Origin of the sequence: Flagellimonas sp., assembly GCF_965222555.1 — a bacterium.
Lineage (GTDB): Bacteria > Bacteroidota > Bacteroidia > Flavobacteriales > Flavobacteriaceae > Flagellimonas.
Genome location: NZ_CBDCUG010000003.1, coordinates 62,636 through 87,041, shown reverse-complemented (window position 1 = coordinate 87,041; position 24,406 = coordinate 62,636). Strand labels below are relative to the sequence as shown.

The following is a 24,406-nucleotide window of genomic DNA, read 5'->3' as shown; positions in this document are numbered from 1 at the left end:
ATCTAACCGTCCAAAGTAAGTATATTAGTCCAAAATTTTTTTACATGTACTTCCTTGGCTTTAATTGGAATCCTGATGGCACCCTTTTTAAATTAGGTTTCATTCAAATCAAATATTATAACCTACTATGGATTGCTGCTTTTGTAGTGGGGTGGTACATCATCAAAAAAATCTTTTTGAACGAAAAAAAGTCCATGCAACAAGTGGATTCGCTTTTTGTATATGGATTGGTTTCCATTATGTTGGGAGCACGTTTGGGGCATGTCATTTTCTATGACTGGGCCTATTATAAAAATCATTTGCTGGAAATTCTGTTACCCATTCGCGAAAGTGCAGATGAATCTTTATTTGGTTTTATAAATGGATATGAATTTACTGGTTTCACCGGATTGGCCAGCCACGGTGCCACAATTGCTGCTATTATTGGGGTATGGTTGTACTGCAGAAAATGGAAGGATATTAAAATGCTTTGGTTATTGGACAGAATGGTGATTCCATCTGCTATAGGAGCTTGCTTCGTGCGATTGGGTAATTTCTTCAACTCCGAGATCAACGGTAAGGTAGTGGATAAATCCTATGCCATGGCAGTACGTTTTATCCGTGATTCTGATGATATGCCTGCATACAAGGCAATGGCTCTGACCAAGGAAAAAACTGCAAGTGCGGCTTATAAAGCCATTGAACATAATCCAGAATTTTCTGGAGTTTTGGAATCCATTCCATTTCGCCATCCTGCACAACTCTACGAATCCATCTGTTACCTGTTCCTTTTCCTCCTATTGTACAGATTTTATTGGAAAACCAACAAAAAAGACAAAGTGGGGTATTTGTTTGGTCTCTTTATGGTTGGGTTGTGGACCACACGTTTTTTAATTGAGTATTTCAAGAAGAGTCAGGGAGGTTTTGAAGAATCTTTAGGTCTTCTTTCCACGGGGCAATGGCTAAGTATCCCTATGATTTTGGTTGGTCTCTACTTCATGTTCAGACCTTCGTCCAGTGCACAATAAAAAATTTACAATGACCAATTATCAATTACTCCCGTCAAAACATGCCCGTTTCTTTGCCTTGATAATTTTCAGCGCTTTTATAATTGTCAGTTGTAAATCAGAACCAAAAAAAGAAATCAAAACCGAAAGCATAAGCTTTACCAAAGAAGGTGAACTTACCGTTTCAAAATCTGAAACCGATGAAATAGTTGCCAATTTTGATATTGAGATTGCAGAATCTGAATACGAAACACAAACTGGGCTAATGTACCGGGAATCCATGGAAAACAACCAAGGGATGTTGTTTGTTTTTGACGATGTGGCCATGCACTCTTTCTACATGAAGAACACCCAAATCCCACTGGATATCATCTATATAGATGAAAATTTAAAAATTGTCAATTTTCAAAAAAATGCCAAGCCATTTGATGAAACCGGACTATCCTCCGGGGTTCCAATAAAGTATGTGCTGGAAATCAACGCTGGACTTTCCGACCAATTGGGCTTGATGGTTGGTGATAGCGTTTCCTATAACAAACTGTAATGCCTAATTACCTATTAGAAAACCAAACTACGGAACGTTTACTTTTTCGTAAAATACTCCCCTCGGATTTTGATGCGTGGCTTCCTTTTTACCACGAGCCAAAATCCACACAATATTGGGATGGACTTCCCTCAGACCCACATGAAGCATGTAAAATTCAGTTTGATCGTATTTTTGAGCGATATGAACAGGAATCAGGTGGAATGAACGCCCTAATTCTAAAAGAAATGGGGCAATTGGTGGGAATCTGCGGTCTTTTGGTTCAAGTTGTGGATGAAATTGAGGAGTTGGAAATTGGTTATTCTGTTCTACCCCAGTTCTGGCAACAAGGCTTTGCCATTGAAGCAGCCCAAAAGTGCAAGGAATTTGCCTTTACTCATAATTTTGTCCCCTCATTGATTTCAATTATCCATGTAGACAATATCCCCTCTCAAAAAGTTGCTTTAAAAAATGGAATGCATTTGGATAAAACCACAACCTACAAGAACAATCCTGTTCACATTTTTAGGGTAAATCAAGGATAATCTTTATTTTGAACTTTTTGATTCATCAGATGGACCAACCCAAAAACTATGCAATTCTAATTGATAATAAATCCCAGACCAAAACTTTGGTTTCCGATTTATTGAAGGGCATTCCGATCCATGGATTTGAAAAACTAAATAACAAAAACGGACTGTTGTTTTCCCGCTCGGAAATTGAGCGGTTTATGAACGAGGAGGAACGGCACGGCACCAAGATAATTACCAAAGATTCCCCCCAATCCTTAAAATCCATGAGCAGTGGGGAACAAAAAAAAGCATTGCTGGCACATCTATTGGCACAAAAGCCTGATTTTTTGGTGTTAATCAATCCTTATGACAATCTTGATGTTGCCACGCAAGACTACCTAAGGGAAAAATTGCTTTCTACTTCAAGGTCTACCCCATTGGTCCAAGTAGTAAGTAGATTGGATGATATTCTTTCCATTACCACGGATTTTTTTAGATTGGACAGAGGTGAACTGGTTTTATATTCGAACGCCAATGCTTTTTGGAAGGCAAATAAAAGACCGACTGTTCAATTTTCAGAAACCATTCCACCTCCTATTGAAGCAATAACGGTCAATAGCGCTGAATTGGTCAATTTCAAGAATGTATCTGTCAGTTTTGATGGGCGTCAAGTACTGGACAATGTCAATTGGACCATCAAAAAAGGGGAGTTTTGGCAACTCATAGGTCCCAATGGCAGTGGAAAGACCACCATGCTCTCGATGATTACAGGCGATAGTCATAAAGGTTACGGACAAGACCTTACCTTATTTGGACAAAAAAAGGGAAGCGGTGAAAGTGTATGGAACCTAAAAGAAAAAATAGGGTACTTCACCCCTGCCATGACCGACAAATTCAATGGTTACCATACCTTAGAAAACATGGTGATTTCCGGGATATATGATTCCGTTGGACTTTATAAAAAGGCATCTGATCAAGCTAAGCGTCTTGCAGGTTCATGGGTAAAGCTGTTGCATTTGCAGGACAAACGAAAGAAACAATTTCATGAGCTTACTCCTGGTGAAAAAAGATTGGTCATGACGGCCAGGGCAATGATCAAGCATCCTCCATTACTTATTTTGGACGAACCCACCGCTGGATTGGACGATGAGAATGCAGCTCTTTTTGTTTCATTGGTCAATAAAATTGCGCAGGAAAGTGATACCGCTATCATATTTGTGTCACATAGAACAGAAATTGGGCTGGAACCTCAATTTGACTACATTTTGGAGATGAACCCAACGGGCTCCATAGGAAAGGCATCCACTAGAAACCCATAAATAACAAGTGTACGAATAAGGCTTTATTCTGTAATTTTTATTTCGCTGTTCAATTCCAGGATTTTTTTAATAAAGGATTCGTTGGTTTTTGGGCTTATATTTAATAATCCATGAGTGTCATATTTTATGACAAGTCCCTTTCTGGCAGTGGTTGGCCAATTTCCAATCCAAATTGTTTTTTGAACCGCTATTTCCTTAATTCGGTCTAAGCTGATTTTTCTGGCAAAAGGACCACTCCCATAAATCAGCTCGGTATCCGTTAGTTCATAATAGGTACCATACCACATCCAAACCAAAAATCCAACGACTATGAACACTGGTATCAAAACCCAACTTTCATCAACTCCTATTTGCTTGTCAACCACATTAAAAAGTGTGATTCCAGCTAAAAATGCACAGAGTCCCAATATTATGGCATTAAACAAGATTCCCTTTCTGCTCTTAAATCGCATTCTTTCAGTTTATAAAATAACGTACTTAAGGAAACATATCCGACCAAGGTCTTATCCAAAATCCCGTTATTTTGTCTGCTTCATTCAATACAACCCTCACCTCAAGCTTCTTGTTGCTCTTTTCAAAAGTACTTTTGAATCTGTGTGTACGTATTTGTTCGTTTTCTGGTGATATCCAAGTTTCTTCATATTCCAAATCCTTAAAATCGCCAAACTGACTTTTAAGGCTCTCGTAAACTGCCTTTTGATTCTCCGCTGTCAAATAGTTTTTTACCATAGGTATTGCCTCATTATTGAACGTATAGGTCTCTCCCTTTTTTGACTGCTCCAGATATTTGGTTGCAAAGTCTCGGGCGATACGCACATTGCTTTTATCGACTTTTGAGTTTGGCAGTTTTTTGTAATCCTGACCACAGGAGTTCAAACTAAAAACCAGGGCCATGCTGAGTAAAAATGTTATACGTTTCATAGTAAGGGTATTGTATTAAGGATTAATCGGGTAATTATTTCGGATATGACCAAACTGCATATGAACGTTATGGTCAGTGTGGTTCCTCTTAAGTTTGAGGAGACTTTAAAACCATGGAACAACAATACTATTGTCCAGCTAAGCGATAATAGATAAATCAATGTGACAACATACATCGCAACTGATTCAACAACAAAGCTTTTGAAATAAGGAATATACCGAATCAATGGAACTATGATCAATGGTATTCTGGCCAAAAGTGCAGTGCCAAAAACATCTATGATTCTAATTCTCGTCTTTGAAAGCATTAGTCCGGATGCATATAGAAGGAGAGAAATTACAAGCCAACTTATGAGGTGCTCAAGAAAAAAGAATTTGAACCCAGAATCCTTGGCAAAATCGATGTTTGAAAATCCGTAGAAGTGTGTTCCCGATCCAAATGAAAGGTAGGCAACCAAAAGCATGGCCATAAATCCAAGAACCAACGATTTAAATCCTGCTATACGGGTAAATGGATTGATCCAGTAACTACGCTCCATCTACTTCCAATTTGTTGATTTCACTTATGATATCATCAAGCTTGTTCCTGACCGTAGGATAACTCAACTTCATTTGTTGGGCCATGACCTTTAAACTTCCACTTGCTTTAATGAAGTCCAAAACAAATTTTTGGTCATCCATAGATAATTGCGATATTATGGGGAGTGCATACAATCCAGTAACCGTAGTTTCACAATTATCACAATGTAACTGTCTAACATTCAGCACATTTTCACAGCTTGGACACGATAATGGAAGCTTTTTGTTCATTTTTTAAATTTAACTAAATATAGTAAATTTTAAATTATATTAAAGTATTACTCAATTTTATTAAAATTAATATAAATATATTATAATGAGAGAAGCTATTTTAAAAATCTATGATGAAGTAGTAGCAACTAACCCAAATTTTGAACGTAAGGGAAAAACCATGCCCTATACTTCCGCAAATGGGTATATGTTCTCATTGATCAGTAAAGATGATGAGTTGGGCATTCGGCTCTCAAAAGAGGCTACAATTGAATTTGACAAAGCTTTTGGTGCAAAACCATTTAAATCGCACGGAGCCACAATGCGAGAATATGTGTTAATCCCTGAATCTTTATTGGCTGATCAAGAAACCCTTGGCAAGTATCTTCAAAAAGGATACGAACATGTAATGTCTTTACCTCCCAAATAGCATTTATTATGGGGTTTTATGATTTATCAAAACAGGAAAGGAAGAAACTGGTCTATAAAATTGAATCGGAAATTCTATCCGATCTTAAAAAAGGACAGGACAAATCCGTTCTACACTATTTTTCTGATGAAGACACTTATATCAGAAAAACAGGATATTTATCCATAGGCAAAATTCATAAAACCACTAAAATTCCGCTTTCCAATATCACATCTCTTCTTGACAAACTTCTTCAATCTGACAATGAAAAAGTAAGACAAACAACTATTAATGCAGCTGGGGAGTTAGGAAAAACCCATTTTGAAGCGGTTGTCCGTTTTTTTGATATCGGACTATTTGATGAGCATCATTCTGTTAGAAATGCGGTAATAGGTTCCATTAAAAAAATGGGAGAGAAAAACCCTAAACCTGTGTTGGCATGGGCCAACAAATATTTACATCACCCCAACAAAGAGGTTAGACGTGAAATATGTCATGGTATAGAGCTACGAGGCAGAAAATACCCCGAAGACATCCTTCCATTGCTCAAAGAACTGGAACGTGACCCAACGGCAAGGGTAAAAAACACATTGATTCATGTGCTGGGACAAATTGCCTATAAAAAAGGATGTCTTGAAACTGTTGTAAAAGCCTTGAATACTTGGCAGAATAAAGAATTAGTAGAAAAGGCACTGGACGAAATTGTGGATGTACATTACCGCTATAAAAGCTTTGCGGCTCTAAGTCAAAAAGAAGTTGTAGCCTTTATAGATGAACACTATGTTCGAAAATAAAAAAGCCACTCTTTAGAGTGGCTTTTTTAATATATCATCCTAAAATGACTATTCGTTAGCTCCTGCTATTTTCTTTTTCAATGCATCAAACATTATTGGAGTTGCAATAAACACGGAAGAATATGTACCCACAATAACCCCAACGATCATAGCGAACATAAATCCTCTTAAGCTTTCCCCACCAAAAACAAAGATGGCCAAAAGTACTATCAAAGTAGTTAAAGAGGTGTTCAACGTTCGGCTCAATGTGCTATTTAATGCTTGATTAATATTTTCTCCGTTCTTCCAACCTTTTAGGTTTACAATCTCCCTAATACGGTCAAACACAACCACGGTATCGTTCAAAGAGTAACCGATTACCGTTAGAATTGCGGCAATAAAGGCTTGGTCAATTTCCATGTTGAATGGCATAATACTTCCAGTTAAGGAGAAGATACCCAATACAATCAATACATCATGAAACACTGCCATAACCGCACCCAAAGAGAACTGCCATTTTCTAAATCTCAACAAAATATACAAGAACACTACAAACAATGATCCAATAATGGCCAAGAAAGCATTGTTCTTGATATCATCTGCTATAGTAGGTCCTACTTTAACGGACTGTAGAATTCCTATGGATTTTTCAGATGCGCCAACGGTGAAATCTTCAAAAGAAGTACCATCCGGTAAATATTTTTGAAGCGAAGTATAGAGTTTGTTCTGGATTTCATTATCCACTTCAATACCTTCAACATCCACTTTATATGGAGTGGTCACTTTAATCTGATTGGCTTCCCCGAAGGTTTTTACATTTGTTCCACTTCCAAATACTGTATTCAATTCCGATGCAATCTCCGAAGGATTAACCGCTTTTTCAAAACGGATTTGGTACGAACGCCCTCCAACAAAGTCAACACCTTGTTGCAATTTTAAGGTAAACAACGAGAAAATACTTACTCCGATCAAAATGGCAGAAACCACATAAGCTATCTTACGTTTACCCAAGAAGTTGATGTTCATATTCTTGAAAAGGTTCTTGGTCAATCCTGTGGAGAAATCCAAGCTTCTGCCTTTTTTGGAAACATACCAGTCTACCAACAAACGGGTGATAAAGATGGCAGTGAACAATGAGGTAACAATACCGATCAATAAGGTAGTGGCAAATCCTTTAATTGGTCCTGAACCAAAAACAAACAGGATAATCGCTGTAAGACCGGTTGTAATGTTGGCATCCAAAATAGATGACAATGCATTGCTGAAACCATCTGCAACAGCTTGCGCTTTTCCTTTTCCTCTCGCCAATTCTTCTTTGACACGTTCAAATATCAGTACGTTGGCATCGACCGACATACCGATGGTCAACACAATACCCGCAATACCTGGAAGGGTCAATACCGCTCCAAGACTTGTCAACACTCCAAAAATCAAAAGGATGTTTAACACCAAGGCGATATCGGCAAAGATTCCAGCTTTTCCGTAGTAGAATACCATCCATACCAGTACAAATGCCATTGCAATCAAGAAGGACATAAAACCACTATCAATGGCTTCTTGTCCCAAGGATGGCCCAACAACTTCCGATTGAATGATTTCTGCTGATGCAGGTAGTTTACCCGCTCTCAACACATTTGCAATATCCTTTGTTTCGTTAACCGTAAAAGTTCCAGTGATTTCGGAACGTCCACCAGAAATTGGCCCGGTAGAAACACCTGGAGCCGTATAAACTTTGTTATCCAATACAATGGCAATACCAGTTTGGTTGTTAAAGGCATCGCCTGTCAACTTCTCCCATTCCTTGGCGCCACGAGTATTCATGGTCATGCTTACTGCTGGTTTGTTGTATTGATCAAAAGTATCTTGGGCATCAGAAACAACATCACCGCTTATTCTTGGGGTTCCATCCCTATTGGATTTTAGTGCATATAGTTCAGCTATCTCTGAATCTTTAGCCGATCTTTCCCAAAGGAACTTGGTAAACTGAATATCATTCGGCAAAAGTCGCTTAATCTCGCGCATTCTAAGGTATCCCCCTATTTCAGCAGTATCCGTAACCAAAACCCTTGCAATGGCATGACTGCCAGGATTGCCAGGAATCAATTTGCTCAATAATGGATTAGTTTGAGTTGTCAAATCCAAAGAATCTTGCGCAACATCCGATAAAAGCGAATCAATCTCAGATTCTGGTTTGGTTGTTTCCTCTTCTGAAGCCACTGGCTCCAAAATATCCCTTAATTTTTCATTGGCATTTACAAAGAAAGCACCCAAGCTTTGGTTGTTTTGAGAATACGTTTCCCAAAATTCCAACTGTGCTGTACTTGACAACAGTTCTTGTGCTCTGGCAATATCCCTTGCTCCCGGAAGTTCCACCAAAATACGACCTGAATTTCCTTCTCGCTGAATGTTAGGCTGTGTTACCCCAAAACCATCAATACGTTCACGAAGTACCTCAAAAGCTGAAACAATGGATTCATCAATCTTTGTTCTGATGATTGGCTTCACCTCATCATCGGTCATCTGAAAATTGACTACATCGCTTAGACCCTTGTTGGCAAAAATATCAGGCGATGCCAATTTGGTATCACCTTTTACGTTATCAAAAGCGTCAAAAAATAACTCCAAGTACGTGTCAGGACTATTCTTGGAAGCATTATCCGCATCGGCCAAGGCCTTATTGAAAATTGGATTTTTTGTATTGTTGGCCAATCCTTTTAAGATGTCCTTTACAGAAATCTGAAGGGTAACGTTTATCCCTCCTTTAAGGTCAAGACCCTTGTTCAATTCTTTTTTCTTCGCATCATCATAGCTGGTATAGCCCAACACAGGATTGGTGCCGATAGAATCCAAATATGATGCTTCTAAAGCCTCACGCTTTGCTACATAATCTTCCTCTGCTTCCGAAATTTGGCTAATGGCATAGGTTTCAGCATCCTTTTCCAACTTACTCGTTATGAAAGTATAGGATAGCTGATAAATACTTACCAAACCAAAAAGGAGTGCGAAAAGCTTTATAAGTCCTTTATTTTGCATTGATTATTAAATTTTTAGAAGTTTTCTTAAACAGCGTGCAAATATATCATTTCCCGTAAGATTTGCCAATAGAATTTGCGGGAATTGCAAATGGGCAGAGGATTCTGCCCATTTATTTTAAATCGTTATTTGTCCTAAGGATTATACTTCAAGCAATCCATTGGTTTTTTTAACGCCTTCGGCGCTTTCCTGCATTTTGGCTTTTTCGGCATCGCTCAGTTCAATCTCAACAACTTTTTCAATACCATTTCTTCCCAATAATACAGGTACACCTATGCAAATGTCGTTAAGCCCATATTCCCCTTCCAAAAGTGTGGAACACGGGAACATTTTCTTCTGATCACAAGCAATGGCCTGTACCAAACCAGAAACTGCGGCCCCCGGAGCATACCAAGCGCTGGTACCCAAAAGTTTGGTCAATGTTGCACCACCCACTTTGGTTTCCTCTACCACCCATTTCATTTTTTCTTCGGAAAGAAATTCAGAAACTTTTACACTGTTTCTTGTAGCATGACCAATTAAAGGCACCATACCTTTATCACTATGGCCACCTATCACCATTCCATCCACATCTGAAATTGGAGCTTCCAATGCTTCGGCCAATCTATATTTGAAACGGGCACTGTCCAAGGCACCACCCATACCAATGATTCTGTGTTTTGGGAGGCCAGTGGTCTTATGCACCAAATAGGTCATGGTATCCATTGGATTGCTCACCACAATTAAAATTACATTTGGAGAGTGCTCCAAAAGACTGGAAGAAACTGTCTTTACAATTCCGGCATTGATTCCAATGAGTTCCTCACGGGTCATCCCAGGTTTACGAGGGATTCCAGATGTAATCACAGCAATATCGCTACCTGCAGTTTTGGAGTAATCGCTGGTACTTCCTGTTATTTTGGTATCAAAACCATTTAGGGATGCGGTTTGCATCAAATCCATTGCCTTTCCTTCGGCATATCCTTCTTTTATATCCAACAAAACAACCTCAGAGGCAAAATTTTTCATTGCGATATACTCAGCACAGCTAGCACCTACTGCACCTGCTCCAACTACGGTAACTTTCATTTTTTTAGGTTTAAATTTTAATCGATCAAAAATAAGGCATTTAGGTCAGAAAAAACCTGACATTTACCATTTTAGGTCAGATCATTTTTCTTATTGCTTTGTAAGTAAAATAACCGTAATGTTAACAAAATATGTAGTTCAACGAAGAAATGGCCCCTAGGCTTACCGTACGTCGAATTTGCTACAATAGTTCTTCCCTGAACTCCGTTCTAGTAGTCCCAAATCACGATTAACCTACTTTGCCTATGAAAAAATTCTTTTCATTGCTATCGATTGTGTGCATTATTGCTATAAGCAACTGTACCAGTATTCCAGAAAATAATGACCCTATTTTGGGTATCTGGGCCAGAAGTTCTTCTTCAATTGATGGTAAAAGCGGAAACACCACTCGGGAGGAGTGGATTTTCAACGATGTATACTTAGGTAGATACCAAAGCTATTCCGATTCCAAATTGACATTTTATACTGATTTTAAATGGTCTGAGGAAAATGGAGTATATACCATTATTTATGCCGATACAGAGGTTACGGATGTAACCGTTAGTTTGGAAGAAACCAATGACCCTGAAATATTGGCCCTGGAAAATGGTTCTGTCTTCGCCACCAGGGAATAACCAAAGAAGGCACACCATATGAAAATAAAAAGCCCCTGCCCCTAGGGGCTTTTTTAGCGTTTTGAAGGTTTATAGTGTCGTATTTAGCACAATTTCATACCTTTAAGTAACTCCCCCTCACATAATTGTATATTCCTATGAAAACTTTCATGTACCTCTGGGGCTTTTTCCTTCTTTTTCTAATGGCTGCGAATCCAACAGTTAATTCTCTCCCGTATTCTGGGGAGTCTCCAAATATTTTGGATTGTGATGCATTTTATAAGACTGCTATGGACGAAATGGTTGCTGACCAGAACAGTTTCATGGAAAAATACCTTAAAGGCAACGAAGGGGACTATGACAGACATTACGATTTCAAAAACAGTGTCTTAAAAATCAGCAATAAAAAAAATGGTTTTGTGATACTGGAAATTGATTTTATCCATGTGGGATATTTTGATGCGGAAAAAAGTATTTGGCATTGGGGTTGGGAAGATACCGATATTGACCCTAAACATGCTGAAAGTTATCAAAAAGTAAAACAGTATGGGATAGAAAACGGATGTGATAAGCTTACCGTAAAACAATGGCTTGGAAAAGAGCTAAATGCCTGGGAAATGTCTGGAGCGGTCAATCACATTTTAAACGGAAAGGGTGCAGCTAGACACTACACCCCTTCTGAATATAATTATGTTGTTTTCATGGATATTAAACCCATGGTTGACTAAGATTACCTAAATCCAAAGTTCACCCCAAAGGTGAATGTGCTGAACTCGGCAATGTTATAATCTGCATTTAAACGGAAAAAACCAAGCTTCAATTTGGTTCCAATGTTGGCAGAAACACCACTTACCTTATTATTTATCATAAATGGGTCGTTATAAACTATATCCGGACCAGCGGTCTCCACTTCATATCTTCCCAATATATTGGTATCTGATTTTCCAGTAATGTAATTCAATCCTCCATAGAAATTAATTACGGGCAAGCGAGTAGATACAACTGCAGCAAAATTCCAAGAGCTGAACTTGGCATCAATGCGCTGGTTTTCTCCGGATACCGCTCCGGTATCCGTAAAATCGTATTCTCCGCTAAGATTGGTATATCCAATAACCGCTGAGATTGCAACTGGCAGTAATTTATCAGCTGGAAGGTGTTTGGTAAAATCATGTTGGACACCAAACCCATAAAGTCCTATGGAAACATCGTCTGTGTTGATTTTAGGTAAAAACCTTGCCTTTACCTCCGTACCTTTGATCAAACCCACACTAGCTTGAATATATCCAGAGGGAACAAAGTTTAAATCCTCTGAAGATAAACCCGAAGGGAGCTCAAACTGAGCACTTACCTGCTGTCCTTCAATGGTTGCATTAATGGCCACATCCACACCTTCAATATCTCCCAAGGCGGTTGCTACTTCCTTAGAACTGCTACCATCCAAAAACTGTAGGTTTTCGTAATCTGCCGTATTTAGGGTAAAGGATTTTTTATCTGATTTATTCTTGAAACCCGTAATATTTCCAACAATCGATATTTCGAATCCGCCCAAAGGCTTCGCATCTGCGGTGTTGTACCATCCATTTGAAATGCTATAGATTCCTGCTTCCGTGACGGGAGCCAACCAACTCGTTGTATAACGTTCGGCATCATTGAGACCTGCCGCCAAGAGATCATTAAGGTTAGATTGTGCCATTCCGAAGGAAAAACTACACAAAGCGAGCAAAAGAACTATTCTCTTCATCTTGTAAAATTTTTCCTAAAACTAAAAAACTCGCTTTGTTAGAGCGAGTTTTTGTTGTGAAATGGCTTTATCTATGCATCTATGTTAGCATAAACGGCATTTTTCTCAATGAATTCTCGTCTTGGCGGTACCTCATCCCCCATTAACATGGAGAAAATACGATCAGATTCTGTTGCATTATCGATGCTCACTTGGCGAAGTGTTCTAAACTCAGGATTCATTGTAGTATCCCAAAGTTGTTCTGCGTTCATTTCACCAAGACCTTTGTAACGTTGGATGCTAGCACCTCCTTTCATGGATTCCACTATCTCATCACGTTCATTATCGTCCCAAGCATATCTACGCTTAGTACCTTTTTTCACCAAATACAATGGTGGTGTGGCGATGTAAACGTGTCCTCCTTCAATAAGCTCGCGCATGTATCGGAAAAAGAAGGTAAGAATCAAAGTTTCAATGTGACTACCATCAACATCGGCATCACACATGATGACCACTTTATGATAGCGCAGCTTTTCAAGATTCAATGCCTTACTATCTTCCTCGGTACCAATAGTGACTCCAAGAGCAGTATAAATGTTCTTGATTTCCTCATTTTCAAAAACCTTATGTTGCATGGCTTTTTCCACGTTCAGAATCTTACCGCGAAGCGGTAAAATAGCCTGAAAATTTCTATCACGACCCTGTTTTGCGGTTCCACCCGCAGAATCTCCCTCTACCAAGAACACTTCACATTTTGTTGGATCTTGTTCAGAGCAATCGGATAACTTTCCTGGCAATCCCCCAACACTCATTGGGTTTTTACGTTGCACCATTTCACGGGCCTTGGCCGCAGCGTGTCTAGCTTGGGCAGCCAGTTTTACTTTTTCAACTATTTGCTTGGCATCATCTGGATGCTCCTCCAAATAATTGGTCAACATTTCAGAAACTGCCTGACTAACAGCACTGGTCACCTCACGGTTACCCAATTTGGTCTTGGTCTGTCCTTCAAATTGTGGTTCCGCAACCTTTACCGAAACAATAGCTGTAAGTCCTTCACGGAAATCATCTCCGGAAATTTCAAACTTTAGCTTGTCCAACATTCCCGAACCATCTGCATATTTCTTCAAAGTGGATGTCAATCCCCTTCTAAAACCAGATAAATGGGTTCCACCTTCATGGGTGTTGATGTTGTTTACATAAGAATGAAGGTTTTCCGTATATCCGTTGTTATAGATCATGGCAACTTCAACAGGAATTCCATTTTTCTCACCTTCCATGGAAATTACGCTTTGGATAAGCGGTTCACGAGTTCCATCCAAAAACTTGATAAATTCCTTCAATCCTTCTTTGGAATGAAAGGTTTCAGAGATATACTCCCCTTTTTCGTCTTTATTCCGTTTATCGGTAAGGGTTATGGTCACTCCCTTGTTCAAATACGCTAGTTCACGCATTCTATTGGCCAAAGTCTCGTAACTGTACTCAACAGTTTGGGTAAAAATGGTGTCATCGGGCATAAAGGTTACCACTGTTCCGGTATCCTTGCTCTCGCCGGTACTTTTAACCGGGTACAGCGATTTTCCCCTCTCGTATTCTTGTTCCCAAATTTTACCTTCTCGGTGAACCGTAGCCTTTAAATGGCTTGATAGCGCATTTACACAAGAAACCCCAACACCGTGAAGACCACCTGAAACCTTATAGGAGTCCTTATCAAATTTACCTCCAGCACCGATCTTGGTCATCACCACCTCTAGGGCAGAAACTCCTTCTTTCTTGTGAAGGCCCACTGGTATACCCCTACCATTATCCTTTGTGGTAATGGAGTTGTTTTCGTTTATAATGACATCAATGGTATCACAATGACCGCCCATGGCCTCATCTATGGAGTTGTCCACTACTTCATATACCAAATGGTGCAATCCTCTGACCCCAACATCCCCAATATACATGGAAGGTCTCATACGTACGTGCTCCATGCCCTCAAGGGCCTGGATACTATCCGCTGAATATTGATTTTTTTTAGCCTCTTCGCTCATATATTTTCTTTAGTTACCTTGAAAATTTCAAATCTTACAAATATAAAGAATACCCAATGAAATTAGGAGGTTGAAGCACTTTAGAGCACCTAAGTTATCAACAAATAAATGTGGAAAAAATTGAGCCTTTTTCTTACTTCCCTCTCACACTTTTTAAAATCAAAAAGCCCCTTGGTTAAGGGGCTTTTCTGACTAATTCAAATAAAACAAAACTACATCTTCCTACTTCACGTTTTATTTACGGTTAATTACTTTGTATAGGCATCCTCATGGACATTGGCCACAGCCCTACCAGAAGGATCATTCATATTTTTAAACGCTTCATCCCATTCTAGGGCTATTTTGGTGCTACAGGCCACCGAAGGCTCTTGTGGAACACATAAAGCAGCCGCATCCGAAGGAAAATGTCCTTCAAAAATGGAACGATAGTAATATTCTTCCTTGGTGGTCGGTGTTTGAATGGGGAATTTGAAATGGGCATTGGCCAATTGCGCATCACTCACTTCTTCTTCTACCAATTGCTTCAAAGTATCTATCCAGCTGTATCCAACACCATCCGAGAATTGTTCTTTTTGCCTCCAAGCAACACTTTCTGGCAAATAATCTTCAAACGCCTTACGAACCACCCATTTTTCCATACGTTCCCCATTGATCATTTTATCTTTTGGGTTGATTCGCATAGCAACATCCATAAATTCTTTGTCTAGAAATGGAACACGGCCTTCAATCCCCCAAGCTGCCAAAGATTTATTGGCCCTAAGACAATCGTACATGTGCAATTTGTCCAACTTTCTCACGGTTTCTTCATGAAAATCTTTTGGACTGGGTGCTTTATGGAAATAAAGATACCCCCCGAACAACTCATCCGCACCTTCGCCAGACAGCACCATCTTTATCCCCATTGATTTGATAACCCTCGCCATCAAATACATGGGTGTGGACGCCCTAATGGTGGTGATATCATAAGTTTCCAAGTTGTAAATGACATCTTTAATGGCATCAAGTCCTTCTTGGATGGTAAATTTTATCTCGTGATGAATGGTACCGATATGATCTGCCACTTTTTGAGCGGCAGCCAAATCAGGTGAACCTTCAAGTCCAACCGAAAATGAATGCAATTGTGGCCACCAAGCTTCTTTGGTATCGCCAGATTCAATTCGCATTTGCGAATATTTCTTGGCAACCGCAGAGGTAACCGAAGAATCCAATCCCCCAGATAATAGCACTCCATACGGCACATCAGACATTAATTGACGGTGTACTGCAGCTTCCAAAGCATCCTTTATTTCTTGAATGCTGGTCTCGTTCTCCTTAACCGCCTCATAGTCCATCCAATCCCTTTTGTACCATTTTTTGAACTCTCCATCAGCACTGTGCAGATAATGTCCAGGTGGAAACAATTCTATTTTTGAGCATGTTCCTTCCAATGCTTTAAGTTCGGAAGCCACATAAAAGGTTCCGTTTTTATCCCATCCTATATATAATGGAATAATTCCCATATGATCTCTTGCAATGAAGTATTCATCCTTTTCACTATCATAAATGGCAAAACCGAAAATACCGTTCAAGTCGTCAACAAAATCAACTCCTTTTTCTTGGTACAGTGCCAAAATAACCTCGCAATCTGATTGGGTCCTGAATTCATATTTACCCTCAAACTGCTTTCTAAGCTCCCTATGGTTATAGATTTCGCCGTTGGCGGCCAATATCAGTTTACTATCTTCGCTGAGCAAAGGTTGTTTTCCAGAAGCTGGATCAACAATGGCCAATCGCTCATGGGCCAAAATGGCTTTTTCATCTGAATATATACCACTCCAATCCGGACCTCTATGCCTAACTTTTTTAGACATCTCCAAAAGCTGGGGTCTTAATTTTTCCGCACTTTCCTTTATATCAAATGCACATACTATTCCGCACATATCTTTATCTTTATAACAATTTATACTGCAAATATTATTTTAATATTTCAATTAATAAATAGTATTGCTATTTTACATTACAATATGAAACTTTATCGATTCAAATACGGATAAAGTGATATGATTATTATCGAAAAGAGCAGTTTATCGAACACTTTGAAAGGTCTGTTAAATTTTAACGTCTCTTTATAAAAACATCATTTAATTACATCCTAGTTTTGAGGACAACTAAAATCATAATCATGAAAAATGTATTCTTATTTACTTTTTTAACCTTAGCCTTGGTTTTTTCCACTGAAGCAACCGCTCAAAAGTTTAGCGGATTGGACAAAAGCCCTGCTGATATCGCTTCTTACCCCGCCAGTTACAGAGTTTCTGATAAAGCGGTAAGAGTGATTTACAGCAGACCTCAGTTAAAGGGGCGTAGCCTTTCTGAACTTGCTCCTGCCGGTAAGGTTTGGAGAACCGGAGCCAATGAAGCTGCAGAAATCACTTTTTACAAGGATGCCACCGTTGGTGGAAAATCCGTGAAAGCTGGAACTTATTCTTTATTTACTATTCCCGGTGATGACGAGTGGACGGTAATATTGAACAGTAATTTGAACCAATGGGGAGCTTATTCTTATGATAGTGCCGCCGATGTGGCCAGAGTTACTGCTAAAGCCAGTACCGACGGGGAATCTTTGGAAGCGTTTTCAATTGCTTTTACTGACGATGGCGATTTGGTCATGGGTTGGGGAACCACAAGAGCTTCTTTAGCCATAAGCCAATAAAACAATAATTTTAATGTTGAGGAAACGGGCCATATGGCCCGTTTTTATTTCATCTGTTTTCCGCTGATAAAAACCTGTTCTGCTTGTAGATTGGGTATGTCATCCACTGGCATATCCATAATATCATTGCTCAAAACCACAAAATCTGCCAGCTTACCAACCTCAATGCTTCCTTTTTCATTTTCCTCAAAATTGGAATATGCCGCCCAAATGGTCATTCCCCTTAAAGTTTCTTCTCGCGATAAGGCATCTTTCATTTGGAAGCCTTCTTCTGGATACTTTTCCAAATCTTGACGAGCCACTGCGGCATAAAACGTTAAAAACGGACTTACGCGCTCTACAGGAAAATCAGTTCCCAAGGCGACCAATCCAGCTTTATCCAATAGTTTTTTATAGGCATAGGCTCCTTTTACACGTTCCGCACCTAACCGATCTTCGGCCCAATACATGTCGCTAGTGGCATGGGTGGGTTGAATGGAGGGAATAATTCCATTCTCGAAATAATCAAAATCTTGTTCTGAAACCACCTGTGCATGTTCCACCTTCCAACGTCTGTCTTGTTTCCCTTCAAGTGCTTTTTGATAGGCCCTTAGCACCACAACGTTGGCCGAATCCCCAATGGCATGGGTATTCATTTGGTATTCTGAAGCTGCAATACGCTCTGCCAAACTTTCAATTTGGTCCACTGGGGTTACCATGGCTCCAAAATGCCCTTCTTGGTCCGAATATGGTTTTTTCAAAGCCGCACCTCTGGAACCCAAAGCTCCATCGCCATAAACTTTTACAGATCGTACGTGGAGCCCATCCGTTTTGATGATTCCTTTGTCCAAATAGTAATCCAGGTTTTCAGGATTGTTGCTGATCATGGCGTATACCCTAATGGATAGATCATCTGCTTTTTGAAGACTATCTATAAGTTCAATCGTAGATTTGTTCAGTCCAGCATCGTTTACCGTGGTCAGTCCGTAATCCAAGCACAGTTTTTCCGCATTTTTCAAAGCCTGAACCTGCATTTTTCTGCTAGGTTTGGGTATGATTGCATTTATCATCCCCATGGGATTGTCTACCAAAACTCCGGTCAGTTTTCCATCTTTTTTTACTATTTCACCACCTTCGACATCCATTTCCAAGGTTATTCCGGCTAAATCCAATGCTTTTTGGTTGGCCAAATAGGCATGACCATCCACACGTCGTAAAGCAACAGGGGTGTTTGGAAAGAGTTCATCCAATTTTTCCTTTGTTGGGAATTCCTTGATTTCCCAATCGTTTTGGTCCCATCCTCTTCCCCTAACAAAGTTGGAGGGATTACTTTTTTGAAATGCGACCACTTTTTCGAGTATTTCCTCAAAACTGGTCGTCCCTACCAAGTCCACGACTTGTTGATTCAACCCTAATCCATAAAAATGACAATGAGCATCGATAAGTCCTGGAACAACGGTTTTTCCTTGAACATCGAGTTCTTTTTTTGCTTGGTAATTTTGCAGTAGCTGCTCTTTGTCTCCCACCGCCACAAACTTTCCATCTTTGATGGCCATACTGTTGACTATGGAAAATTCCGCATCAACCGTGTAGATATTTGCATTGTGGACAATTAAATCGACCTCTTCCTTGGGATTGCAAGCAGCAAAAAGAAGAAGAACCAAAAGGCTGAAAAGTATTTTTTTCATGTTTTGAGGATTTCCCTCAAAAATAGAAAATGTAACGTTATGGAGTTGTGCTAATTAATTATCATTAAAATCAGTCATCACAAACTCAACCCTGCGGTTGGAAAGATGATCTTCTTTGATTCTCCCGTTTCCTAGTGGTCTTGTGTCACCAACTCCTTCCCATACAATACGGTCATCATCGATACCGAGTTTTTTAAGATAAATGGCAACTGCCCTAGCTCTTAATGAAGATATGAACTTGTTATACCCAGGCTGTCCAACATTATCCGAATGACCGGTAATCTTCATCTGTACCTCCGTGTTTTCTTTAAGGTACTTGAATATCTTTTTGACACTTGCTATGGCTTCAGCATCCAATTCGTATCCTTTTGGTTCAAATGGGTTGCGCTCCAAAACATAAATCTTGTCTTTTTCATAGTTAACCCTTGGCAATTCTTCCAGTGCCAAGTTATCAACATAATAATACGAGTAATCACTTGATATTATGGGCTTTTCTTGCTGCAACAACACTGTATTTGTATTGTTTTTAAAATTCCCCACAATGATATGATTTTCAAAGCCTTTGGCTTCAAATTCCGCAGTCAACGTAACCCAATCATCCGTACTTGCCAACGATTTGTTCGGTTTCAATTTTACCTCATGAAACAATACGCCTTCTTGTAAATCTAGACGGGAATTTGTCAAAGCGGAACCATTGGGAAACTTTACTTTTTTATTGACCAGGACAATTGACATATCCTTTACGGCAAGACTAGAAGCCTCGGCTAGACTCAATTGCACGGAAATTTTATAGGGATGTTTTTCTCGTAGTGTTCTACTGGTGTTTAGCTGAATATATTCGCGATAGTCATTCAATGCGTAGAAATAAAGTCCTGCATAACCTGAACCATCAGTTGCCTCTTGTGAACCCTTAAAATTGGCAGGCACCCCAAAATCACTTGATCCACATTCATTGAAATAGTCTCCCGAACTGGACGACGGCAATGAAACATCCTCAAGAAGAGCATCAAAACTGGTGATGTTCAACGGACAGGATTTATAATTTTCGAAGCTGGGGTTTAGAATTAAATTTTGTCCAAAAAGCGGAGTCCCCACTAAAAAACAAAAACTGAAGAATGAAAAAATACGAGTAACCTTGTAAAGCATAGTTGTGTTGATTTGGGTTCTCGTATCGCCTATATAAACGCAGTTTTCAGGTTCATATTGTTTAGCGCTCTGTTTTTGGGGTATGAAATTTCATTATTCTTATCATACTAACTTTCAATAAAATACGTTACTTATAGTCCAAATCTTATTTCAATGCGGATAGTGACCTATATGCTGGTTTTATCTTTTGTCCCTTACTTTGGACTTTGCCAAAACAAGATTAGTGGTAAAATAGTTGATGAACTGGGATTTCCCGTTTATAGAGCTTCAGTTGAAATAAATGCAACGGACAATATCACTTATACCGACTACGACGGGTCCTTTACACTGATCGGCGAAAAGGATTTTCATTGGAAAATCAATATCAAATCCAAAGGTTATAAACCTGAATCGTTTTTTGTTCTGAATGGTGGCAATACCGGTAATATCATATTAAAATATGATGTAGATATCAATAAACTGCTGGATGGCAGTTCAGGCCTGCATCAAAAGTTTTATTGGGATTCGTGGAACAAAGAAATGTTGTTTCCAAAATTGGAAGATCTCCTGGCCAGTACTTTTAATTGATTGCTTCTTTTGGGGCAGTTCTTAGTGCCTCTGTCATTCATCAACAAACTCGGTCATCACAAACTCCACCCTACGATTTTTCCGTCTGGCTTTATCCGTCAGAGTGCTGTCCAATGGAATCTTGTTCCCATGGCCTTCGGAGGTAATCCTATTTTTCTCCAATCCCAAGCGCATTAAATACCTAGCAACAGTTTTAGCCCTTTGGTTGGACAATACATCATTGTATTCTTCTGATCCTAAATCATCTGTATGCCCGCTAATGGAAACTTTTAAATTGGGATTCTTTTGAAGGTATTCATACACATCTTTTAAGCTTTGCTTAGCCTTGGGCTCCAATTCAAAACGGTCAAAATCAAAGTTTACATGATTAAGCACATAACTCTGGTTGGGCTTGTACTCAGGCCCAAGGTAAACTAGGGAAACATCGTCCAAATAGTAATAGGAATACCCTTCTGTTTTGGCGGCACTATTTTTAAAATCCAAATAAAGGGTTCCGCCGTTACTTTTAAAGTTCCCAAGAACAAGATTGTTTTCAAATCCTTTGGCCACTATATCCAAACTTACTTGCATCCAGTCCTTCTTGTCATCATAAAACCCTGTTGTAGAGAATTGTTTTGCATGAGTGGTTTTAGTTGATTCTGATGACAGAACTGCATTTGAAAGCTGGCGCTTGGTATGAATCGATAACGGTTTTTCCGAGAAAACTGCGCCAATATCCATAACAGCCCCATCTGATTTTTCAGAAAGACTCAAGGAGAGGCTCAGTCTGTATCTATGGCCTTTTTTCAACGTTTCAGATAACTCAACTTGAATGTATTCCCTATAATCTTTTGGAGCAAAAAGATATAATCCGGCATAACCGTTACCCTCATAGGCTTCTTGCTTTCCTTTAAAATTCATGGGAATACCAAGCTTGGTCTTACTGCACTCGTTAAAGTAATCTGTTGTTCCCAATGTAGGAGCATTCCAAAACTCGGTATCTCGATTTAGATTACTCATTTTAACGGGGCATTCCACAAAATCCTCAAATCCACCATTGCGGACAAAATTTTGCGCTATCCCTAACTGCAAAGTCAAGAGTAAAATGGCGTAGGTCGGTATGTTAATGAATCGTAATCGCATGACTTCCAATTCAAATGGAGCAGCCATTCCAACGCAAGTAGATGGAACAGCATTCTAAACATAACGATTTTTCTGACGATTTATTGCAGTTTCCTTACATAAGAGTGAGCCCAGAAAAGGTGCAACAAAGAAAAAGTGTCCAAATTCATGAATTGAGTTGGACACCTTTTTAAAATTTTGATTGGATAGTCCTAATCGACAATGATTCTTGTTCCCTTTATGGGGAAAACACCATCTGTAGATTCCGCCTCACCTTTGATCTCATTTCCATCCCAGGTTAAACTCACAGTTACTTTCTGTCCTTCAACATATATAACAAAATCTATGGCCTTTCCAGCCACCTTTACCTGCTCTGCCTTTAAAGCAGCGTTGTTCACCCTTACGGTAACCTCATAGTTTTCTTCGATTTTTTTTACCACCAATACTCCCTTACTATATTCATAGGAAGTACCTTCTGCCGTATAATTCCATTCACCTACTGGAGAGGTTTCTACAATTACTTTATCGTTTACCGATTTGTTGGCCGAAACAGGCATGGCTTGCAAAGAAGTGCAAAGAAAACAGGCTGCCACAATCACTGAACACATTGATTTTACTGATATCATTTTTTTCATTTTTTGAAATTGTTATTGTTTATACCAAAGAAAGCGTTCCATTTGTAAAATACAATAGCACTATTAACTTTTGTGACCAAAAGCTATTATAGTGTGATAAACAGGGACATATTTTACTGTAAAAACTTAAAAAGCTCCCTGCTAACCAAAGCCTAAAAATCAAATTTATAAGAAACCCCAGCTAAGGCCTGAAAACCTTGAACCCTAAAATTCGCCCACCTTTGATAATCATTGTTGGCAATATTGGAAGCTTTTAGAAAGACCGAAAGTTGTTCGTTAAAGCGATATCCTACGTGTGCATTAGCATCAAAAAAACCATCCAAGGTCACAATGGTGGCCGGGAATTCTGAGGGCAATACATTTTGAACAGCTTGGGACACCAAGTCATCACGTTCCCCAATATAAAAGAGGTTGGCGCCAAAATACCATTGCTTGTTGATTTGATAATCCATGAATAATGATCCCTTTATAGAGGGTAAATTCCATGCCGGGTTGTCCGTTTCGGTGTCATAATCGTAAAATTCGGCGTTGATTCCCAAGGTGAAATTCCGGTTCACATCAACATTTAGCTCTCCAAAAATCCCCAATGTTTTTACATCATCATAAAACACCTGAAAGGAATTTCCATAGAAATACCCTTTTACATCAGTTCTAAACAGGTTCTGCGGATTTAAAAAGAACAAAGGCTTTCTATTTTCCGCAGTATAAGATCCCTTGATATTGTACCCCACATTGGACAACAACTGTCCTTTCAATCCAATATAACCTTCATATTGCCGATCCGTAGGCCTAATGTCCAAGGTTGGAGAAACGTATGGGTTTTCTGAAACAAAATCATAATAGGAATTTTGCTTGAGCTCTCCCTCAACTCCACCATAGGCAATTACAGATTCGTCCAACAAACGATAGGATGCAGTTACCGCTGGATAAATGTAAAAATCAATGTCATCGTTTTCGGTATCCATTCCATAAACAATATTAGCTCCCAAATTTAGGGTAAGGTCATCCCTAAGCACCAGTAAACTTGGATTTAAACTGGCCTGAAACTGACTATAGTTAATTTCACCAGTATTAGTGGTACTGTTCAATGATGCATTTTTAAAATTCCCATTTACATAATCCAGTTTTGTATTTATGGTCACCAACTCTTCGGTGATGGGTAATTCAATGGTTGGGTTAATGACAATGCGGTTCTCTCCAGATTCGGAAGCGTCCCAGAATCTTCGCAACAATACATTTCCCTTCTTAAAAAAAGAATCTTCCAAATTTAAGTGTGCCTTGGCCTCCGCATTAAAATAGTTCTGTTTTTCATCAATTGTGGCAATAGTGGCATCGTCAAACGCATTGTTTTCAATCCCGTACCAATTATATAATTGGTGTTGAAGTCCAATACTAGCTCCCCAATCCATATCCCTATCCTTTTTGGCGTAGGAAGCATCAAACTTGGTATTGTAAAACTCCGTATCTAGTGGTGTGCTTTCAATATCTCCCCGAGAGGAATGGTGACTCAAACCAAAATCCAACAAATCTTCTCCCCTATTAAATTCCCTACTGGTATATAAATCCACCAAGGCATTGTTGAAGTTTCCCAAACCAACAGATGCATAGGAATTGTACAAGGTTGGTGGAGGTGTCTTTTTTACTCGAGATGCCTTTCCTTTTGCTGGGGTAAAGGTAGATGCGACCGGTACTGAAAAAATACTGTAATTGATCTCCTTTTTCTGTAGCACAATGGAATCGTTAAGATTGGGAGCGGATTTTACTTTAAAGGCATCTGAAACGGTGGGGGAATACGGTTTTACAACAGTAACCGTTTCAGTGCCTATATCATCGGTTTCCTGAGCTGAAATAGCTCCCCAAAGGCCCAAAAATAGTACTGAAAATATATGGATGTTCTTTTGCATGCTGTGTCTCGTTTT

Annotated in this window: 24 protein-coding genes; 10 read left to right on the top strand and 14 right to left on the bottom strand. The window is 39.3% G+C overall.

Annotated features, from left to right (window positions below):
• Positions 1-44 precede the first annotated feature (44 nt).
• Genes lgt through ACOQO1_RS03865 form a run of 4 tightly spaced genes read left to right on the top strand, consistent with a single transcriptional unit; the run spans position 45 to position 3,340 of the window.
• Positions 45-1,007 carry a prolipoprotein diacylglyceryl transferase gene (gene lgt / locus ACOQO1_RS03880; protein ID WP_420601549.1) on the top strand — a complete coding sequence of 321 codons (963 nt, stop codon included), beginning with the start codon at positions 45-47 and terminating at the stop codon, positions 1,005-1,007.
• A 10-nt stretch (positions 1,008-1,017) separates the two neighbouring features.
• The gene (locus ACOQO1_RS03875; RefSeq protein WP_420601548.1) at positions 1,018-1,530 is read left to right on the top strand and encodes a DUF192 domain-containing protein; all 513 of its coding nucleotides are present in this window, start codon (positions 1,018-1,020) and stop codon (positions 1,528-1,530) included.
• A complete protein-coding gene (locus tag ACOQO1_RS03870) occupies positions 1,530-2,054 on the top strand; it encodes a GNAT family N-acetyltransferase (protein WP_420601547.1) in 525 nt (174 codons plus the stop codon). Before ACOQO1_RS03875 ends, ACOQO1_RS03870 begins: the two co-directional genes overlap by 1 nt.
• A 29-nt stretch (positions 2,055-2,083) precedes the next feature.
• Entirely contained in the window at positions 2,084-3,340 is a 1,257-nt protein-coding gene (locus ACOQO1_RS03865; RefSeq protein ID WP_420601546.1) for an ATP-binding cassette domain-containing protein, read from the top strand.
• Between the two features lie 23 nt (positions 3,341-3,363).
• Here the strand turns inward: ACOQO1_RS03865 and ACOQO1_RS03860 are convergent, their stop codons facing one another.
• From ACOQO1_RS03860 to ACOQO1_RS03845, 4 genes are read right to left on the bottom strand one after another with little or no spacing between them, the layout of a single operon-like run.
• Positions 3,364-3,792 (bottom strand): PH domain-containing protein, encoded by a 429-nt coding sequence (locus ACOQO1_RS03860; RefSeq protein ID WP_420601545.1) that lies wholly within the window; start codon positions 3,790-3,792, stop codon positions 3,364-3,366.
• A gap of 25 nt (positions 3,793-3,817) precedes the next feature.
• Positions 3,818-4,261 carry a hypothetical protein gene (locus tag ACOQO1_RS03855; RefSeq protein WP_420601544.1) on the bottom strand — a complete coding sequence of 148 codons (444 nt, stop codon included), beginning with the start codon at positions 4,259-4,261 and terminating at the stop codon, positions 3,818-3,820.
• Entirely contained in the window at positions 4,258-4,800 is a 543-nt protein-coding gene (locus ACOQO1_RS03850; protein WP_420601543.1) for a hypothetical protein, read from the bottom strand. The genes ACOQO1_RS03855 and ACOQO1_RS03850 overlap by 4 nt, the downstream gene beginning before the upstream one ends.
• Complete coding sequence (locus ACOQO1_RS03845; protein WP_420601542.1) at positions 4,790-5,071, bottom strand: DUF2089 family protein; 282 nt, start codon at positions 5,069-5,071, stop codon at positions 4,790-4,792. The genes ACOQO1_RS03850 and ACOQO1_RS03845 overlap by 11 nt, the downstream gene beginning before the upstream one ends.
• 85 nt (positions 5,072-5,156) lie before the next feature.
• On the opposite strand from ACOQO1_RS03845, the gene ACOQO1_RS03840 reads away from it, so the two are divergent.
• Together ACOQO1_RS03840 and ACOQO1_RS03835 are read left to right on the top strand one after the other, a co-directional pair.
• Complete coding sequence (locus tag ACOQO1_RS03840) at positions 5,157-5,480, top strand: TfoX/Sxy family protein (protein WP_420601541.1); 324 nt, start codon at positions 5,157-5,159, stop codon at positions 5,478-5,480.
• An 8-nt stretch (positions 5,481-5,488) separates the two neighbouring features.
• The gene (locus ACOQO1_RS03835; RefSeq protein WP_420601540.1) at positions 5,489-6,253 is read left to right on the top strand and encodes a HEAT repeat domain-containing protein; all 765 of its coding nucleotides are present in this window, start codon (positions 5,489-5,491) and stop codon (positions 6,251-6,253) included.
• Positions 6,254-6,301: 48 nt separating this feature from the next.
• On the opposite strand, the gene secDF is transcribed toward ACOQO1_RS03835, so the two are convergent.
• Positions 6,302-9,265 (bottom strand): protein translocase subunit SecDF, encoded by a 2,964-nt coding sequence (gene secDF, locus ACOQO1_RS03830; RefSeq protein ID WP_420601539.1) that lies wholly within the window; start codon positions 9,263-9,265, stop codon positions 6,302-6,304.
• A gap of 141 nt (positions 9,266-9,406) precedes the next feature.
• Positions 9,407-10,333 carry a malate dehydrogenase gene (gene mdh, locus ACOQO1_RS03825; RefSeq protein WP_420601538.1) on the bottom strand — a complete coding sequence of 309 codons (927 nt, stop codon included), beginning with the start codon at positions 10,331-10,333 and terminating at the stop codon, positions 9,407-9,409.
• A gap of 245 nt (positions 10,334-10,578) precedes the next feature.
• On the opposite strand from mdh, the gene ACOQO1_RS03820 reads away from it, so the two are divergent.
• Both ACOQO1_RS03820 and ACOQO1_RS03815 read left to right on the top strand, forming a co-directional pair.
• Entirely contained in the window at positions 10,579-10,947 is a 369-nt protein-coding gene (locus ACOQO1_RS03820) for a hypothetical protein (RefSeq protein WP_420601537.1), read from the top strand.
• Positions 10,948-11,084: 137 nt separating this feature from the next.
• Entirely contained in the window at positions 11,085-11,654 is a 570-nt protein-coding gene (locus tag ACOQO1_RS03815; RefSeq protein ID WP_420601536.1) for a DUF6882 domain-containing protein, read from the top strand.
• A 2-nt stretch (positions 11,655-11,656) separates the two neighbouring features.
• Here the strand turns inward: ACOQO1_RS03815 and ACOQO1_RS03810 are convergent, their stop codons facing one another.
• From ACOQO1_RS03810 to asnB, 3 genes are all read right to left on the bottom strand, one after another.
• Positions 11,657-12,667, bottom strand: a complete 1,011-nt coding sequence (locus ACOQO1_RS03810) for a DUF6588 family protein (RefSeq protein WP_420601535.1) — start codon at positions 12,665-12,667, stop codon at positions 11,657-11,659.
• Positions 12,668-12,738: 71 nt separating this feature from the next.
• On the bottom strand, positions 12,739-14,679 hold the full coding sequence (gene gyrB / locus ACOQO1_RS03805) for a DNA topoisomerase (ATP-hydrolyzing) subunit B (RefSeq protein WP_420601534.1): 1,941 nt from the start codon (positions 14,677-14,679) through the stop codon (positions 12,739-12,741).
• A gap of 248 nt (positions 14,680-14,927) precedes the next feature.
• Positions 14,928-16,598 (bottom strand): asparagine synthase B, encoded by a 1,671-nt coding sequence (gene asnB / locus ACOQO1_RS03800; protein WP_420601533.1) that lies wholly within the window; start codon positions 16,596-16,598, stop codon positions 14,928-14,930.
• A 242-nt stretch (positions 16,599-16,840) separates the two neighbouring features.
• Here asnB and ACOQO1_RS03795 point away from each other — a divergent pair, with 242 nt between their 5' ends.
• Positions 16,841-17,371 (top strand): DUF2911 domain-containing protein, encoded by a 531-nt coding sequence (locus tag ACOQO1_RS03795; RefSeq protein WP_420601532.1) that lies wholly within the window; start codon positions 16,841-16,843, stop codon positions 17,369-17,371.
• Between the two features lie 44 nt (positions 17,372-17,415).
• Here ACOQO1_RS03795 and ACOQO1_RS03790 read toward each other — a convergent pair whose 3' ends face one another.
• Together ACOQO1_RS03790 and ACOQO1_RS03785 are read right to left on the bottom strand one after the other, a co-directional pair.
• Positions 17,416-19,038, bottom strand: coding sequence for an amidohydrolase (locus ACOQO1_RS03790; protein WP_420601531.1), 1,623 nt, complete (start codon positions 19,036-19,038; stop codon positions 17,416-17,418).
• Between the two features lie 54 nt (positions 19,039-19,092).
• The gene (locus ACOQO1_RS03785; protein ID WP_420601530.1) at positions 19,093-20,064 is read right to left on the bottom strand and encodes an OmpA family protein; all 972 of its coding nucleotides are present in this window, start codon (positions 20,062-20,064) and stop codon (positions 19,093-19,095) included.
• Positions 20,065-20,337: 273 nt separating this feature from the next.
• On the opposite strand from ACOQO1_RS03785, the gene ACOQO1_RS03780 reads away from it, so the two are divergent.
• Positions 20,338-20,751: a carboxypeptidase-like regulatory domain-containing protein gene (locus ACOQO1_RS03780; RefSeq protein ID WP_420601529.1), complete on the top strand. Its 414-nt coding sequence runs from the start codon at positions 20,338-20,340 to the stop codon at positions 20,749-20,751.
• A 33-nt stretch (positions 20,752-20,784) separates the two neighbouring features.
• Here the strand turns inward: ACOQO1_RS03780 and ACOQO1_RS03775 are convergent, their stop codons facing one another.
• The 3 genes from ACOQO1_RS03775 to ACOQO1_RS03765 all read right to left on the bottom strand — a co-directional run bounded on the left by ACOQO1_RS03775 (position 20,785) and on the right by ACOQO1_RS03765 (position 24,391).
• A complete protein-coding gene (locus ACOQO1_RS03775; protein WP_420601528.1) occupies positions 20,785-21,900 on the bottom strand; it encodes an OmpA family protein in 1,116 nt (371 codons plus the stop codon).
• A gap of 164 nt (positions 21,901-22,064) precedes the next feature.
• Positions 22,065-22,478, bottom strand: a complete 414-nt coding sequence (locus ACOQO1_RS03770; RefSeq protein WP_420601527.1) for a hypothetical protein — start codon at positions 22,476-22,478, stop codon at positions 22,065-22,067.
• Between the two features lie 161 nt (positions 22,479-22,639).
• The gene (locus ACOQO1_RS03765) at positions 22,640-24,391 is read right to left on the bottom strand and encodes a TonB-dependent receptor (RefSeq protein WP_420601526.1); all 1,752 of its coding nucleotides are present in this window, start codon (positions 24,389-24,391) and stop codon (positions 22,640-22,642) included.
• Positions 24,392-24,406 lie beyond the last annotated feature (15 nt).